This window comes from Pseudomonas sp. PDM21 (genome assembly GCF_014852505.2).
Taxonomy (GTDB): Bacteria; Pseudomonadota; Gammaproteobacteria; order Pseudomonadales; family Pseudomonadaceae; genus Pseudomonas.
This window is the reverse complement of sequence record NZ_CM181223.1, coordinates 164850-181246: the sequence shown is the minus strand read 5'-3', so window position 1 is coordinate 181246 and position 16397 is coordinate 164850. Positions and strand designations below refer to the sequence as shown.

16 protein-coding genes are annotated in these 16397 nt (G+C 66.1%); 12 read left to right on the top strand and 4 right to left on the bottom strand.

What is annotated here, in order from left to right; translation table 11 throughout:
- Positions 1-242: 242 nt before the first annotated feature.
- Positions 243-2993: a DNA polymerase I gene (gene polA, locus IB275_RS00865; protein WP_192294152.1), complete on the bottom strand. Its 2751-nt coding sequence runs from the start codon at positions 2991-2993 to the stop codon at positions 243-245.
- Between the two features lie 74 nt (positions 2994-3067).
- Here polA and IB275_RS00860 point away from each other — a divergent pair, with 74 nt between their 5' ends.
- Positions 3068-3355 carry a DUF2782 domain-containing protein gene (locus IB275_RS00860; RefSeq protein WP_045213413.1) on the top strand — a complete coding sequence of 96 codons (288 nt, stop codon included), beginning with the start codon at positions 3068-3070 and terminating at the stop codon, positions 3353-3355.
- A 34-nt stretch (positions 3356-3389) separates the two neighbouring features.
- Positions 3390-4340 (top strand): homoserine kinase, encoded by a 951-nt coding sequence (locus IB275_RS00855; protein WP_192294154.1) that lies wholly within the window; start codon positions 3390-3392, stop codon positions 4338-4340.
- 167 nt (positions 4341-4507) lie between these two features.
- Here IB275_RS00855 and IB275_RS00850 read toward each other — a convergent pair whose 3' ends face one another.
- From IB275_RS00850 to znuA, 3 genes are all read right to left on the bottom strand, one after another.
- Positions 4508-5194, bottom strand: a complete 687-nt coding sequence (locus IB275_RS00850; RefSeq protein WP_192318847.1) for a TSCPD domain-containing protein — start codon at positions 5192-5194, stop codon at positions 4508-4510.
- 17 nt (positions 5195-5211) lie between these two features.
- The gene (locus tag IB275_RS00845) at positions 5212-7359 is read right to left on the bottom strand and encodes an adenosylcobalamin-dependent ribonucleoside-diphosphate reductase (protein ID WP_192294156.1); all 2148 of its coding nucleotides are present in this window, start codon (positions 7357-7359) and stop codon (positions 5212-5214) included.
- A 455-nt stretch (positions 7360-7814) separates the two neighbouring features.
- On the bottom strand, positions 7815-8753 hold the full coding sequence (gene znuA, locus IB275_RS00840; RefSeq protein WP_192294158.1) for a zinc ABC transporter substrate-binding protein ZnuA: 939 nt from the start codon (positions 8751-8753) through the stop codon (positions 7815-7817).
- A 70-nt stretch (positions 8754-8823) separates the two neighbouring features.
- Between znuA and zur the strand changes: the two genes are divergently transcribed.
- The 10 genes from zur (at position 8824) to IB275_RS00790 (ending at position 16332) form a co-directional block, all read left to right on the top strand.
- On the top strand, positions 8824-9330 hold the full coding sequence (gene zur / locus IB275_RS00835) for a zinc uptake transcriptional repressor Zur (protein ID WP_015474971.1): 507 nt from the start codon (positions 8824-8826) through the stop codon (positions 9328-9330).
- The gene (znuC, locus tag IB275_RS00830) at positions 9330-10130 is read left to right on the top strand and encodes a zinc ABC transporter ATP-binding protein ZnuC (RefSeq protein WP_081518832.1); all 801 of its coding nucleotides are present in this window, start codon (positions 9330-9332) and stop codon (positions 10128-10130) included. Before zur ends, znuC begins: the two co-directional genes overlap by 1 nt.
- Positions 10123-10911 carry a zinc ABC transporter permease subunit ZnuB gene (gene znuB / locus IB275_RS00825; RefSeq protein ID WP_017521234.1) on the top strand — a complete coding sequence of 263 codons (789 nt, stop codon included), beginning with the start codon at positions 10123-10125 and terminating at the stop codon, positions 10909-10911. Before znuC ends, znuB begins: the two co-directional genes overlap by 8 nt.
- A gap of 37 nt (positions 10912-10948) precedes the next feature.
- Positions 10949-11335 (top strand): hypothetical protein, encoded by a 387-nt coding sequence (locus IB275_RS00820; protein ID WP_138213311.1) that lies wholly within the window; start codon positions 10949-10951, stop codon positions 11333-11335.
- Positions 11336-11529: 194 nt separating this feature from the next.
- Positions 11530-12540, top strand: coding sequence for a methionine ABC transporter ATP-binding protein (locus IB275_RS00815; RefSeq protein WP_192225579.1), 1011 nt, complete (start codon positions 11530-11532; stop codon positions 12538-12540).
- Complete coding sequence (locus IB275_RS00810; protein ID WP_024766991.1) at positions 12537-13202, top strand: methionine ABC transporter permease; 666 nt, start codon at positions 12537-12539, stop codon at positions 13200-13202. The genes IB275_RS00815 and IB275_RS00810 overlap by 4 nt, the downstream gene beginning before the upstream one ends.
- 41 nt (positions 13203-13243) lie before the next feature.
- The gene (locus tag IB275_RS00805) at positions 13244-14026 is read left to right on the top strand and encodes a MetQ/NlpA family ABC transporter substrate-binding protein (protein ID WP_192294160.1); all 783 of its coding nucleotides are present in this window, start codon (positions 13244-13246) and stop codon (positions 14024-14026) included.
- Positions 14027-14353: 327 nt separating this feature from the next.
- On the top strand, positions 14354-15163 hold the full coding sequence (locus IB275_RS00800) for an energy transducer TonB (protein ID WP_192294162.1): 810 nt from the start codon (positions 14354-14356) through the stop codon (positions 15161-15163).
- A gap of 49 nt (positions 15164-15212) precedes the next feature.
- Positions 15213-15929 carry a MotA/TolQ/ExbB proton channel family protein gene (locus tag IB275_RS00795; RefSeq protein WP_081518836.1) on the top strand — a complete coding sequence of 239 codons (717 nt, stop codon included), beginning with the start codon at positions 15213-15215 and terminating at the stop codon, positions 15927-15929.
- Position 15930: 1 nt separating this feature from the next.
- Positions 15931-16332 (top strand): ExbD/TolR family protein, encoded by a 402-nt coding sequence (locus IB275_RS00790; protein ID WP_081518837.1) that lies wholly within the window; start codon positions 15931-15933, stop codon positions 16330-16332.
- The last annotated feature ends 65 nt before the right edge of the window (positions 16333-16397 follow it).

Genomic DNA, 16397 nt, shown 5'->3' with positions numbered 1-16397 from the left:
TATGGGGAGGGGGAAGTTCGGGGTTTAAGTCCGGACCGCTAGGGCGGGGTCCAGTAATCTGCCAACACTAAACACTGCAAAGGAGCATCGAAGGGCTTCACCAGCCATTCACGAGTTCTGACTCGGCTCCGCGCGGGAAAGTTCAGCGGGTCACAAAAGATTTTTTCGGGCCAGCCCGAAAGGGCCTGAACAATCGTGCCAGAAGGCCCGACTGGCGGGCCTTGCGACCGTTCGTCCAGTCGTCAGTGCGCCTCGTCCCAGTTCACCCCGACACCCGCTTCGACGACCAGCGGTACATCCAGTTCCGCCGCGCCGCTCATCAGCGGCCGAATGCCATCACGGACCTGATCCACCAGGTCCTCGCGCACTTCCAGGACCAGTTCGTCGTGTACCTGGAGAATGACGCGGGCATCGATGCCGCTCTCCTGCAGCCAGTTATCCACAGCCACCATGGCGCGCTTCATGATGTCCGCGGCAGTGCCCTGCATCGGTGCGTTGATCGCGGTACGCTCGGCGGCCTTGCGCATGGCGCCGTTCTTCGAGGCGATTTCCGGCAGGTACAGGCGACGGCCGAAGAGGGTTTCGACGAAGCCCTGCTCGGCGGCCTGGGCGCGGGTGCGCTCCATGTAGGCCAGCACGCCCGGGTAGCGGGCGAAATAGCGATCAATGTAGGCCTGGGCCTCCTTGCGCTCGACGCCGATCTGCTTGGCCAGGCCGAAGGCGCTCATGCCGTAGATCAGGCCGAAGTTGATTGCCTTGGCGCTGCGGCGCTGGTCGGACGTCACGTCGTCCAGCGGCACGCCGAAGACTTCGGCGGCAGTGGCGCGGTGTACGTCGCGATCATGACGGAAGGCGTCCAGCAGACCTTCGTCCTTGGCCAGGTGCGCCATGATGCGCAGTTCGATCTGCGAGTAGTCCGCCGCCAGCAGCTGGTAGCCCTTGGGCGCGACGAAGGCCTGGCGGATGCGCCGGCCTTCGGCGGTGCGGATCGGGATGTTCTGCAGGTTCGGGTCGCTGGAGGACAGCCGGCCGGTCGCCGCCACCGCCTGGTGGTAGCTGGTGTGGATACGCCCGGTGCGCGGGTTGATCTGTTCCGGCAGCTTGTCGGTATAGGTGCTCTTGAGCTTGCTCAGGGAGCGGTACTGCATGATCACCTTGGGCAGCTCGTAATCCTGCTCGGCCAGCTCGGCGAGGACGGCCTCGGCGGTGGACGGCTGGCCGGTGGCGGTCTTGGACAGCACCGGCAGGCCGAGCTTTTCATAAAGGATGGCGCCCAGCTGCTTGGGCGAGCCGAGGTTGAACTCCTCGCCCGCGAGCTCAAAGGCCTGGCGCTGCAGCTCGACCATCTTCTCGCCCAGCTCCACGCTCTGTTTGCCCAGCAGGTTGGCGTCGACCAGCGCGCCGTTGCGCTCGATGCGCGCCAGTACCGGCACCAGCGGCATCTCGATTTCGGTGAGGACCTTGGCCAGGGACGGGATGGCTTCCAGCTTCTGCCACAGGGTCTGGTGCAGGCGCAGGGTCACGTCGGCGTCTTCGGCTGCATAGGGGCCGGCCTGTTCCAGGGCGATCTGGTCGAAGGTCAGCTGCTTGGCGCCCTTGCCGGCGATGTCCTCGAAGCGGATGGTGCTGTGGCCCAGGTACTTGAGCGCCAGGCTGTCCATGTCGTGGCGGGTCGCGGTGGAGTCCAGCACGTAGGATTCGAGCATGGTGTCGTAGGCGATGCCCTGCACGGCGATGGGCGTCGAGGCGTTGGCCAGGACGTTCATGTCGTACTTGGCGTGCTGGCCGACCTTGCGCTTCTTCGGGTCTTCCAGCAGCGGCTTGAGAGCCTTGAGTACCGAGTCGCGGTCCAGCTGCGCCGGCACCCCCATGTAGCTGTGGGCCAGTGGCACGTAGGCGGCTTCGCCTTCCTTCACCGCGAAGGACACACCCACCACCTGCGCCTGCTGCGGGTCGAGGCTGGTGGTCTCAGTGTCGAAGGCGATCAGCTCGGAGGCTTCCAGCTTCTTCAGCCAGGTGTCGAACTGGGGTTGCTCCAGAACGATCTCGTAGAGCTTCTCGGCCGCGGCAGCCGGGGCCTCTTCCAGCGCCAGCTGCGGGCTACCGGCCTTGGCCGCCTGGCGTTGCAGATCGTCCAGCCCGGTCTTGAATTCCAGAGTGCGATACAGCTCGGTCAGGGCTTCGCGGTCCGGTTCGCCGGGGTGCAGGGCTTCGATCTCGACGTTCAGTTCAACATCGCACTTGATGGTGGCGAGCTGGTAGGACAGGTAGGCCATGTCCTTGTGCTCTTCGAGCTTGGCCGGCAGGCCCTTGGCGCCGCGGATCGGCAGTTCGGGCACCTTGTTCAGGCTGGCGTAGAGCACATCCAGGCCGCCACCGACGCCGGTGAGCAGGCCGAGGGCGGTCTTTTCGCCGACACCGGGCACGCCGGGGATGTTATCGACCTTGTCGCCCATCAGCGCCAGGTAATCGATGATCAGCTCAGGACCGACACCGAATTTCTCCTTAACGCCATCCACATCGAGCACGCTACCGGTCATCGTGTTGACCAGCGTAATGTGCCCGTCGACCAGCTGCGCCATGTCCTTGTCGCCGGTGGAGATCACCACCGCCCGGCCACCGGCCGCGCTCTGCCGGGCCAGGGTGCCGATCACATCGTCCGCTTCCACGCCTTCCACGCAGAGCAGGGGCAGGCCGAGGGCGCGCACGGTGGCGTGCAGCGGCTCCACCTGCACGCGCAGGTCGTCCGGCATCGAGGGGCGATTGGCCTTGTACTCGGCAAACATCTCGTCGCGGAAGGTCCCGCCCTTGGCATCGAAGACCACCGCGAAGGGGCTGTCCGGGTACTGCTTGCGCAAGCTCTTGAGCATGTTCAGCACGCCCTTCACCGCTCCCGTGGGCATGCCGGTGGAGGTCATCAGCGGCGGCAGGGCATGGAAAGCGCGATACAGGTAGGACGAGCCGTCCACGAGGACGAGGGGTGCTTGGCTCATGAGGGGAATCAACCTTTTCAGAAGGGCTCGGGCTAAAATGTCCGTAGCCAATTCGACAAAGGGACAAGGTTATCATGCGTACGTTGAACCGCCTGTTGCTCGCCGCTCTGCTGGGTCTTGGCGCGACCACCGTGTTGGCGGCGGACGATGCCCCGACGCCGGAACCGGATGTGACCATCCGCCAGGAGGGCGACAAGACCATCCAGGAATACCGCGTGAACGGATTCCTCTACGCCATCAAGGTCGTGCCCAAGCACGGCAAGCCGTACTTCCTGGTGCGCCAGGACGGCAGCGACGGCAACTTCATCCGCTCGGACCAGCCCGACAAGCTGATTCCGCAGTGGCAGATCTTCAGCTGGTAAACCCTCCCCTCCACGACGCTCCAGAGGATTGAGCATGTCGGTATTCACGCCTCTGGAACGTCCGGTCCTGGAAGACTTTCTCGCCCCCTACGGTCTCGGCCGGCTGCGGGACTTCCGCGGCATCGCGGAAGGCTCGGAGAACAGCAACTTCTTCGTCAGCCTGGAACAGGGCGAATTCGTCCTGACCCTGGTGGAGCGCGGCCCGGTGCAGGAGATGCCGTTCTTCATCGAGCTGCTCGACGTCCTGCACGAAGCCGACCTGCCGGTGCCCTACGCCCTGCGCACGAAGAGCGGCGAGGCGCTGCGCCAGCTCGAAGGCAAGCCGGCGCTGCTGCAGCCGCGTCTGGCCGGCCGTCACGAACGCTCGCCGAACAACCATCACTGCCAGGAAGTCGGCGACCTGCTGGCACGCCTGCACCTGGCGACCCGCGAGCGGATCATCGAGCGTCCCAGTGACCGTGGCTTGAGCTGGATGCTGCATGAAGGCGAGACGATGCAGTCGCACTTGTCCGGCCACGCCGCGACCCTGCTGGGTGATGCCCTGGAGGAGATCGCCCGCCTGCTCGCCGAACAACCGGCGCTGCCGCGCGCCAACCTGCACGCCGACCTGTTCCGCGACAACGTACTGTTCGACGGCCCGCACCTGGCGGGGGTGATCGACTTCTACAACGCCAGCTCCGGCTGGATGCTCTACGACCTGGCGATCACCGTGAACGACTGGTGCTCGACGGACGACGGCACCCTCGACGGCCCGCGCGCCCGCGCCCTGCTGGCGGCCTATGCGGCCAGGCGGCCGTTCACCGCGCTCGAAGCCGAGCTATGGCCGGAGATGCTGCGAGTGGCTTGCGTGCGCTTCTGGCTGTCGCGGCTGATCGCCGCCGAGGCATTCGCCGGGCAGGACGTGCTGATCCACGACCCAAGCGAGTTCGAACGTCGGCTGGCGCAGCGGCAGACGGTGGGGATTCGTTTGCCGTTTGCCCTGTAGTTCAGCGACGGTTCGCGGACCCGGCCCACTCCTTTGAGCACTGCGCCTACCGGAAACTGATGAGCCCCTTGTAGGAGCGCGCCATGCGCGCGATCGCGGGCATGGCCCGCTCCTACAGGGAGCCCCGGTCGTCCATGGCCGGTCTTTCGAGATTGCTTAGCTCTGGCTCACCCGCACTTGGAATACCCACAGTTCAGGCAGGTCGCGCAGCCATCCATCTGCACCACCGCCATGGTGTTGCACTTGCCGCACAGCTGGGCACCGGCGGGGAAGCCTTCGCCGGGTTCGGCCTTGTTGGTGCCCTGGGCGGCTTCGTAGGCGGCGCGCTTCTCGGCGAGGTACAGGCGCTGCTCTTCGTCCAGCTGCGGGCCTTCCATCAGGCCGATGGCGACCAGGTGGCGCTCTACCACCGCGCCGATCTCGGCGACGATCGACGGCATATAGATGCCGCCGCGCTTCAGGTAGCCGCCGCGCGGGTCGAACACCGCCTTCATTTCTTCCACCAGGAAGGTGCAGTCACCGCCTTTGCGGAATACCGCGGACATGATCCGGGTGAGCGCGACGATCCACTGGAAGTGGTCCATGTTCTTCGAGTTGATGAAGATCTCGAAGGGCCGACGCTGCTCGTACGGGGTGTCCGGGTTGAGCACCACGTCATTGATGGTCACGTACAGCGCATGCTCGAACAGCGGCGACTTGATCTTGTAGGTCGCACCGACCAGCAGCTCCGGCCGCTGCAGGGTTTCATCCATCTTCACCACGGCGGCCGCCGCGGCGGCTTCCACACGGGCCTTTTCCTCGGCCACGTCCACCACCTGGAAGCCTTTGATCTTCTGGTTGATCTTGACGCTCATAGCATTCTCCAGGGGTATCAGTACTTGCCGTAATAGCCTTCTTTCAGGGCATCGAAGAGGTTGGCGGCGGTGTGTATCTCGCCGTCGTATTCCACTTCCTCGTTACCCTTGAGCTCCACCACGCTGCCATCTTCCAGCTCGAAGCGGTACAGGGTCTTCTCCAGGTCCGACTCCTTCACCAGCACGCCCTGGAAGGCCGCCGGGTTGAAGCGGAAGGTGGTGCAGCCCTTCAGGCCCTGGCGCCACGCGTAGAGGTAGATGTCCTTGAAGTCCTCGAACGGGTAGTCGGTGGGGACATTGGCGGTCTTGGAGATCGACGAGTCGATCCACTTCTGCGCGGCGGCCTGGATATCCACGTGCTGCTGCGGCGTGATGTCGTCGGCGGTGATGAAGTAGTCCGGCAGGCGGTGCTTCTCTTCCTCGGCCCCCGGCACGGCGTGGTTGTCGATCTGGTCGCGGTAGGCCAGCAGTTCGTAGCTGAAGACCGATATCTTCTCCTTGGTCTTGCGCCCGGCGCGGATCAGGTTGCGCGAATAGTGGTGGGCGAAGCTCGGCTCGATGCCGTTGGAGGCGTTGTTGGCCAGGCTCAGGCTGATGGTGCCGGTGGGCGCGATGGAGCTGTGGTGGGTGAAGCGCGCACCGTGCTCGGCCAGCTCCTCGATCAGCTGCGGCGCATGCTCGGCAACGCGCTGCATGTAGCGCGAGTACTTGGCGTGCAGCACGCGGCCGGCCACCTTGTCGCCGACCTTGAGGCCATCGGCTTTCATCTCCGGGCGCTTGCGCAGCATCTCGGCGGTGACGTCGTATTCCTTCACCAGGGCCGGCGCCGGACCTTTCTCGCGGGACAGTTCCAGGGCCACTTCCCAGCCGACCAGGGCCATCTCGCGCGCCACTTCCTCGGTGAACACGCAGGCTTCCGGACTGCCATAGCGCAGCTTGAGCAGGGTCAGCGCCGAGCCCAGGCCGAGGAAACCCATGCCGTGGCGACGCTTGCCGAGGATTTCCGCGCGCTGCTGTTCCAGCGGCAGGCCGTTGATCTCCACGACGTTGTCGAGCATGCGGGTGAACACCCGGACCACTTCGCGGTAGCGCTCCCAGTCGAAGCGTGCATTATCGCTGAAGGCGTCGACCACGAAGGTAGTCAGGTTCACCGAGCCCAGCAGGCACGATCCGTAGGGCGGCAGCGGCTGCTCGCCGCAGGGGTTGGTCGCGCGGATCGCCTCGCACCACCAGTTGTTGTTCATCTCGTTGACCCGGTCGATGAGGATGAAGCCGGGCTCGGCGTAGTCGTAGGTGGACACCATGATCATGTCCCACAGGTGCCGCGCCTTGACCCGCCCGTAGACCTTGCAGGCCACGCGGCCATCGTCCCCCACCAGGTACTCGTCGTGCAGCGGCCAGTCGCGCCAGACCACTTCCTCGGCGTTCTTCAGATCAACTTCGTCGCGTTCCTTCTGGTGGATCGGAAACACCAGCGGCCAGTCCTCGTCGTCCTCCACGGCGTTCATGAAGCCGTCGGTGATCAGCAGGCTGAGGTTGAACTGGCGCAGGCGGCCGTCTTCACGCTTGGCGCGGATGAACTCGCGCACGTCCGGATGGCTGACGTCGAAGGTGCCCATCTGCGCGCCGCGCCGCCCCCCGGCGGAGCTGACGGTGAAGCACATCTTGTCGTAGATATCCATGAACGACAGCGGCCCGCTGGTGTGCGCGCCGGCGCCGGAGACGTAGGCGCCACGCGGGCGCAGGGTGCTGAATTCGTAGCCGATACCGCAGCCGGCCTTGAGCGTCAGCCCGGCCTCGTGGACCTTCTCCAGGATGTCGTCCATGGAGTCGCGGATGATCCCCGACACGGTGCAGTTGATGGTCGAGGTGGCCGGCTTGTGCCCCTGGGCACCGGCGTTGGAAATGATCCGCCCGGCCGGGATGGCGCCGTTGCGCAGGGCCCAGAGGAAACGCTCGTACCAGTGCTCGCGCAGCGCCTTGTTGGTCTCGACGTCGGCGAGGGCGCGGGCGACGCGCTGCCAGGTCTCGTCAACGCTGCCGTCGATGGGGTCACCGCTCTTGTGCTTGAGGCGGTACTTGCTGTCCCAGATGTCCTGCGAGGCAGGCTGCAGGGCGAGAACTCCTGGTTTGGCGCCGCGTTGGCGCGCATCGGTCTTGGCCATCCGGGAAATAACCTCCTGTCGGTTGGGTGGCAGGCGCAAATGGAGCGCGAGTAGACCCCATATGTAGGCATAGATTCCTGATCACCATCAACATCTTGTGTCAGGCAACCCCAACTAGACACCATAGACAATTGAACGACGAACGCCGTCAAAGCTGCGGAAAGCCGACGATTGGCGGGGAATCAGGGGAGGAAAGTGCGGGAAATTTCAGGCAGGGAGGGTGCGGCGATCAGGCGCGGGGATGGCGTTGTGCCGCACCTGAATTGTTGGAGCGCGCCCACCTGCGTGTCTGAAAAGCGGCCCACTCCCACAGGGGGAAATCCGGAACCGCGGATTACTCAGCAACGTAGGGCGCATAAAACGGAACGCTTTATCCGCCCTCCGAGGCCCAACGGCGGATAACGCCCGAGGCGTTATTCGCCCTACGAGCGAGGAAGCTTGGGCAGAGCGCCGACTCAGAGCTTCTCCAGACACCCCGCAAACTCGTCCGCCAGGTTGCCCAGCAGGTTTTCGTAGCCCTGGGCATCCACCTTGACGCCCACGCCCAGGTCATCCAGCTCGGCCAGGCGCACCGGCAGGCCCTGGCTCAGGGTGTCGGCCAGGCGCGGGCGGATCGGCGGCTCGCTGAAGATGCAGGAAGGGCCGGCCTTCTGCAGTTGCGCACGCATCATGGCGACATGGCGGGCGCCCGGCTGCACGTCTGCGGACACCGCGAAGACGCCGGCATGGCGCAGACCATAGGCCTCTTCGAAGTAGTCGAAGGCCTCGTGGAAGACGAAGAACGGCTTGCCCTTGAGCGGGTCGATGCGCTGTTTCAGGCGGGCGTCGAGGGTTTCCATGCGCTCGTCGAAGGCCTTCAGGTTGGCCTGGTAGCGGCTGGCGTTGGCCGGGTCGGCGATGGCCAGGTCCTCGGCCATGCGCGCGGCGATCACCTGGGCGTTGGCCGGTAGCAGCCAGAGGTGCGCGTCGATCATGCCGGGGCGGTGATCATGATCGTGGCCCAGATCATCGTGAGCATCGTCATGGTCCGGGTGGTTGGACCCGCTGAAGTCGGCGAACTTGCGCAGGTGCATGCCGGCCTGGTCCTGCACGGCCACGTTCGGGCCCTTGCGGCTTTCCAGCACCTTGGGCAGGAAGTTCTCCAGGTCCGGGCCAACCCAGTAGAACAGCTGTGCGTCGCGCACGCGGCGGATGTCCGACGGGCGCAGCGAGTAGCTGTGCGGCGAGGCGCCCGGCGGCAGTAGTACGTCCGGCGTGCCCTCGCCGTCCTGGATGGCGGCGGCGATCAGTTGCAGCGGCTTGATGCTGGTCAGCACGCTGACCTCGGCACGTACGGGGAGGCTGAGCAGCAGCGCACAGGCGGCGGTCAGCAGGGCGACGGGACGGAAGGACACGGCGGTACTCACACAGGGGAGACATGAAAGAGTAATATAATAACGTCTCTGAACCCGAGCGTCGCCGCGCATGTACAAGATTGCCCCCAAGACTCCCCTCGCCTGCCGTCCGCACGACCACGCCAATTGCGTGGCCAGCGCCCTGGCCGACGCCGATGCGCTGTGCGCGCGTCAGGGCGTACGCCTGACCGAGCTGCGCCGGCGCGTGCTGGAGCTGGTCTGGGCGAGCCACAAGCCGCTGGGCGCCTACGACATCCTCGCCGTGCTGAGCGAAGAGGACGGCCGTAAGGCGGCGCCGCCGACGGTCTACCGCGCCCTGGATTTCCTCCTGGAAAACGGCCTGGTACACCGCATCGCCTCGCTCAACGCCTTCATCGGCTGCGCCCACCCCGAACATGCCCATGAAGGCCAGTTCCTGATCTGCCGCGCCTGCCACACCGCCATCGAGCTGGAACAGCCGGCCATCAGCGAGGCCATCGTCGCCGGCGCCAAGGGCGTCGGCTTCGCCGTGGAAAGCCAGACCGTCGAGATCGTCGGCCTCTGCGGCGCCTGCGCCCCCGGCCAGCGGGAGGCGTGATGAGCGACGCCCTGATCCGCCTGCAAGGCGTCGGCGTCAGTTACGCCGGCCAGGCGGTGCTGCAGAACGTCGACCTGACCATCGCCCCCGGCGAGATCGTCACCCTGATCGGCCCCAACGGCGCCGGCAAGACGACCTTGGTACGCAGCGTGCTCGGCCTGCTCAAGCCCGATACCGGCAGCGTCTGGCGCCAGCCGAAGCTGTCCATCGGCTACATGCCGCAGAAGCTCCACGTCGATCCGACCCTGCCGCTGACGGTTTTCCGCTTCCTGCGCCTGGTCCCCGGCGTGCAGCGCTCCCACGCCCTCGACGCGCTGAAGGAAGTCGGCGCCGCCCACGTCATCGACAAGCCGCTGCAGAGCGTCTCCGGCGGCGAGCTGCAGCGCGTGCTGCTGGCCCGCGCCCTGCTGCGCAAGCCGGAACTGCTGGTGCTCGACGAGCCCGTGCAGGGCGTCGACGTCGCAGGGCAAGCCGAGCTATACCGCCTGATCGGCCGCCTGCGCGACCGCCTCGGCTGCGGCGTGCTGATGGTCTCCCACGACCTGCACCTGGTGATGAGCGCCACCGACAAGGTGGTCTGCCTGAACCGCCACGTCTGCTGCTCCGGGCACCCGGAACAGGTCAGCGGCGACCCGGCCTTCGTCGAGCTGTTCGGCCAGGACGCCCGCAGCCTGGCGGTCTACCACCACCACCACGACCACTCCCACGACCTGCACGGCGAGGTGGTGAAACCCGCCTTCCCGGCCGGCACCCGCTTCACTCCGGTCCACCAGCACGGCCCCGACTGCAACCATGGCTGATTTCCTGCTCAACGCCCTCCTCGCCGGGCTCGCCCTGGCGGTGGTCGCCGGGCCCCTGGGTTCATTCGTCGTCTGGCGACGCATGGCCTATTTCGGCGACACCCTGTCCCACGCCGCCCTGCTCGGTGTGGCCTTGGGCTTCCTGCTGGACGTCAGCCCGACGCTGGCGGTGACCGTCGGCTGCGTATTGCTCGCCGTCCTGCTGGTCACCCTGCAGCAGCGCCAGCCGCTGGCCGCCGACACCCTGCTCGGCATCCTCGCCCACAGCACGCTGTCACTGGGCCTGGTGACCCTGAGCTTCATGAAGGAAGTGCGCGTCGACCTGATGGCCTACCTGTTCGGCGACCTGCTCGCCGTCAGCCAGACCGACCTCCTGTGGATAGTTGCCGGCAGCGCCCTGGTGCTGGGGCTGATCTGCTGGCTGTGGCGCCCGCTGCTGGCGATCACCGTGCACGAGGAACTGGCGCGGGTCGAAGGCCTGCCAGTCACCGCCATCCGCCTGGCGCTGATGCTGCTGATCGCCATCGTCATCGCCGTGGCCATGAAGATCGTCGGCGTGCTGCTGATCACCTCGCTGCTGATCATCCCAGCCGCCGCCGCCCAGCGGCATGCGCGCAGCCCGGAACAGATGGCCTTCGGCGCGAGTCTGATCGGCCTGGTGGCGGTGTGTGCCGGGCTTTCGCTGTCCTGGTTCAAGGACACCCCCGCCGGCCCCTCCATCGTGGTCAGCGCGGCGGCCCTGTTCCTGCTGAGTTTTGTCCTGCCGCGCCGGACGGTGTAGAATTTGGCGATTTTTTGATCAAAAGAGACCCTGACGCATGAAGTCGTTCGTCATCCGCCTGTTCGCGCTGATGGCCATGGCGCTGGCCCTCGCGGCCTGCCAGAGCACCGCGAGCAATCCGCCCAGCAGCAGTGGCTTCGAGACCGAACTGGCCGCCGGCCGTCTGGAATCCGCGCAGCTCGCGCTGGGTTCCGAACAGGAAGACGCCACCCAGCTCGCCGAGCGCCGCAAGCGCCTGGCCGACGCGTACCTTGAGCGCAGCCGCGAAGCGCTGGCCAAGGGCGACGTCAATGGCGCCACCACCGCCCTGACCCGCGCCCGCTCACTGATGCCCCGCGCCCCCGGCGTCGCCGCCGACGTCAGCGGCCTGCAGAAGCCCGCCGCTCCGGTCGCCCCGGCCGCCCAGCCGAACTGCACACCCTGAACCCCACGGGCGCCCGTTCGCGGCGCCCGTTATTCCCTTTTGTTCCGTGCTTAGCTGAACAAAGATTAATCAGCCATAAAAAAGCAGGTTAAAATGCGCGGTTTTGGCTGACCGCCTACGCTCGTTGCCTACGCCTGTTCATCCGACGGCCCCGGTAGCGAGCGGCGCCTCCCCGTACCCACAAGGTTCGCTAAGTGATCGAATTCCACGACGTCCACAAGACCTATCGCGTCGCCGGACGCGATATCCCGGCCCTGCAGCCGACCCGCCTGTCCATCGAGGGCGGCCAGGTGTTCGGCCTGATCGGCCATTCCGGCGCCGGTAAAAGCACCCTGCTGCGCCTGATCAACCGCCTGGAAGAGCCCAGCGGCGGACGCATCGTCATCGACGGCGAAGACATCACCGCCCTGGACGCCGACGGCCTGCGCCGCTTCCGCCAGCGCGTCGGGATGATCTTCCAGCACTTCAACCTGCTGGCCTCCAAGACCGTCGCCGACAACATCGCCATGCCGATGAAGCTCGCCGGCACCTTCAGCGCCGCCGAGATCACCGCGCGGGTAGACGAACTGCTCGATCGCGTCGGCCTCAAGGACCACGCCCGAAAGTACCCGGCGCAGCTGTCCGGCGGCCAGAAGCAGCGCGTCGGCATCGCCCGCGCGCTGGCCTGCCGGCCGACCATCCTGCTCTGCGACGAGGCCACCAGCGCCCTCGACCCGCAGACTACCGGCCAGGTCTTGCAACTGCTGGCGGAAATCAACCGCGAGCTGAAGCTGACCATCGTCCTGATCACCCACGAGATGGACGTGATCCGCCGCGTCTGCGACCAGGTCGCGGTGATGGATGCCGGGCGCATCGTCGAACAGGGCGAGGTCGCCGACGTGTTCCTCCATCCGCAGCACGAAACCACCCGCCGCTTCGTCTTCGAGGCCGAGCGCGTCGATGAGGACGAGCAGCACGACGACTTCGCCCACGTACCGGGGCGCATCCTGCGCCTGACCTTCCGCGGCGAGGCGACCTACGCGCCGCTGCTGGGCACCGTCGCGCGCCAGACCGGCGTCGACTACAGCATCCTTGCCGGGCGCATCGACCGCATCAAGGACCAGCCCTACGGCCAGCTCACCCTGTCCCTGGTGGGCGGTGACATCGAAGCCGCTCTGGCGCAGCTCAACGCCGCCGAAGTCCATGTGGAGGTGCTGCGCGCATGAGCGATTTCTTCGTAAATATTGATTGGTCCGAGATCCTCCAGGCCAGCCTCGACACCTTCTGGATGCTCGGCGGCTCGCTGCTGTTCACCGTCATCCTCGGCCTGCCGCTGGGCGTGCTGCTGTTCCTCACCGGGCCCAAGCAGATGTTCGCCAACCGCGGCATCTACGGCGTACTGGCGTTCATCGTCAACGTGCTGCGCTCGCTGCCGTTCATCATCCTGCTGATCGTGCTGATTCCGCTCACGGTGATCCTGGTCGGCACCTCGCTGGGCGTCGCCGGGGCCATCCCGCCGCTGGTGGTGGGTGCCACGCCGTTCTTCGCGCGCCTGGTGGAAACCGCGCTGCGCGAGGTGGACAAGGGCATCATCGAAGCCACCCAGGCCATGGGCGCCAGCACCCGCCAGATCATCTGGAACGCCCTGCTGCCCGAGGCCCGCCCGGGCATCATTGCCGCCATAACCGTCACTGCCATCACCCTGGTGTCCTACACCGCGATGGCCGGCGTGGTCGGCGCCGGCGGCCTCGGCGACCTGGCGATCCGCTACGGCTACCAACGCTTCCAGGACGACGTGATGCTGCTCACCGTGGTGATGCTGGTGGTCCTCGTCCAGATCCTGCAGACCGTCGGCGACAAGCTGGTGGTCCATTACTCGCGCAAATAACCACAAGGCCCGCCGGATGCGGGCCGACCAAGGAGCCAACCATGAAGAAACTGTTCGCCGCGTTCGCTGCCGCCGCCGTCATCGGCGCCCCGCTGGCCCAGGCCGCCGACAGCCTGACCGTCGCCGCCACCCCGGTGCCGCACGCTGAGATCCTCAACTTCGTCAAACCCATCCTGGCCAAGGAAGGGGTTGAGCTGAAGGTGAAGGAATTCACCGACTACGTGCAGCCCAACACCCAGGTCGCCGAGAAGCGCCTGGACGCCAACTTCTTCCAGCACCAGCCGTACCTGGATGAGTTCAACAAGACCAAGGGCACCAGCCTGATCGCCGTCACCGGCGTGCATATCGAGCCGCTGGGCGCCTACTCCACCAAGTTCAAGAAGCTCGAAGAGCTGCCCTCCGGCGCCACCGTGGTGATCCCCAACGACGCCACCAACGGCGGCCGCGCGCTGCTGCTGCTGGACAAGGCCGGCGTGATCAAGCTCAAGGACAACAAGTCCATCACCGCCACCCCGAAAGACATCGTCGAGAACCCGAAGAACATCAAGGTGCGTGAGCTGGAAGCGGCCACCCTGCCGCGCGTGCTGACCCAGGTCGACCTCGCCCTGATCAACACCAACTACGCCCTGGAAGCCAAGCTGAACCCCACCAAGGACGCGCTGGCCATCGAAGGCGCCGACTCGCCCTACGTGAACATCCTGGTTGCCCGCCCGGACAACAAGGACAGCGCCGCCATGCAGAAGCTGGCCGCCGCCCTGCACAGCCCCGAGGTGAAGCAGTTCATCCTCGAGAAGTACAAGGGTGCCGTGGTGCCGGCGTTCTGATCGCCGCGTAGCTGACACGTATGAAAAGCCCGGTCGAATGACCGGGCTTTTTCGTTTCAGCGCCTCGCAAAGCCGCGCGCCAGGGCCTTTGCTCAAAAAAACACCAACCTTTCCTGCATATTTTCCATGCCGCAAAGGCATCGGATTTTTGCCGATCCGCTGAAACCCACGAATGGTGCGGCCTGCAGCGATCCGCCGAAAACCTATAGCACCGAAAGTTATTTAAACAAGAGAAACAATCACTTCAAGAGCTAAGACGCTCCGCCAATCATGCAGGTCCGTTCCAGGCGCGACTTAGAGCCGCGCAGACCAGCAAGGAGATCGTTCATGGCTCAACCCCAGCATGCCCTCGCGCCGGATGCGTTCCTGCGCCACGTGCCCGGCGGCGACCTGGTCGATCTCGGCCGCCCGCTGCGCCACGCGCTGGAGCTGGGCCGCCACGTGCCGGCGAAAGCCCGTGCGCTGAGCCGCCGCGAAGCCGTGCTGCTCGGTCTGTTTGCCCTGACACTGCATGGCGCGGTGGTCTACTGGCTGAGCCAGCAGCCCACCCCGCAGCTGCCGGAGGTGCCGCCGCAGGTGCCGCCGATGACCATCGAATTCACTGCACCGACGCCGCCGGTGGTCGAGCCGCCGCCGCCCGAGCCGATTCCCGAGCCGGTGGTGCAGGAGCCGCCGCCCCCGGTGGTGGACGAGAACGCGGTGAAACCACCGCCGCCCAAGCCGATTCCCAAACCCAAGCCGAAGCCCGTGGCCAAGCCCAAGCCTGTGCCCAAGCCGGTCGAGCAACCCACGCCGCCAAAGGCCGAAACCCCGCCGCCGCAACCGGCTCCGCCCGCTCCGCCGGCTCCAGCCCCGCTGACGCCGCCCTCAGCCAGCGCCGGCTACCTGAAGAACCCGGCGCCGGAATACCCACCCCTGGCCCAGCGCCGTGGCTGGGAAGGCACCGTGCTGCTGCGCGTCCACGTCCTCGCCAGCGGTAGCCCGAGCGAGATCCAGGTGCAGAAGAGTAGCGGCCGCGACGCCCTGGACGATGCCGCGGTGCGCGCCGTGAAACGCTGGAGCTTCGTCCCCGCCAAGCGCGGCGACGTGGCCCAGGAAGGCTGGGTCAGCGTACCCATCGATTTCAAATTGCATTGATTCAACTTGCCCAGATCAGCCGCACGAGAATCGCGGAAGGAGAACACCCATGAGTCTGCCCCTGAACCCCCTGGAATCCGTCGAAGGCGCAGTCATCTGGCTGCTGGTCGGCTTCTCCGTCGTCACCTGGGCACTGGCCCTGGTGAAAGGCGTCCAGTTCACCCGTCAGAAGTCCCAGGACAAACGCTTCCAGAAGCAGTTCTGGAGCGCCACCAGCCTCGAATCGGCCGGTGACCAGGCCGCCGGCAAGCCCGGTGCCGGTGCTCGCGTGGCCCAGGCCGGGTTCGCCGCCATCCAGGTCCAGGACAACGGCCAGCCTGACCTCGCCCAGTCGATCAACCACCAGGACCGCCTCGAACGCGCCCTGCGCCAGCAGATCCAGCGTGAGCGCCGCTCCCTGGAATCGGGCCTGGCGGTGCTCGCCTCGATCGGTTCCACCTCGCCCTTCATCGGCCTGTTCGGCACCGTGTGGGGCATCATGGAAGCGCTCAAGGGCATCAGCGCGGCCGGCTCGGCGAGCCTGGAAACCGTCGCCGGCCCCATCGGCAGCGCGCTGATCGCCACCGGCGTGGGGATCGCCGTCGCCGTGCCGGCGGTGCTGGTCTACAACTACTTCCTGCGGCGCCTGAAGCTCACTGCGGCCGACCTCGACGACTTCGCCCACGACTTCTACAGCCTCGCGCAGAAGAGCGCCTTCCGTGTCGTCACCCTGCCCACCGCCGCGCGCAAACCGGCTGCCGGTGCCAGCGTGAAGGAGGCGAGCTGACATGGCCTTCTCGACCCAGGACAGCGACGAAGTTCTCTCCGAGATCAACGTGACCCCGCTGGTGGACGTGATGCTGGTGCTGCTGGTGGTGTTCATCGTCACCGCGCCGCTGCTGACCAACGCCATCCCGATCAACCTGCCCAAGACCGAGGCGGTCGCCCCGCCGGAGCAGAAGGACCCGCTGGTGGTGAGCATCGACGGCGCCGGCAAGTGGTTCATCAACAAGGACGAGATCCAGCCGGAGTTGCTGCAGAGCAACCTGGCCGCGGCCAAGGCCAAGGACGCCGAAGTCCGGGTGCAGCTGCAGGCCGACGAGACGGTGAACTACGGCCAGGTAGCCAAGGCCATGGCCTCCATCGAGAAGGCGGGGATTACCAAACTGGCGGTGATCACCGCGCGCTGAGGCACCTGTAAGACACCTGAAACAGAGCGGGTGTAGAAAGGGACCTCCACAACGTACCGAGCTTC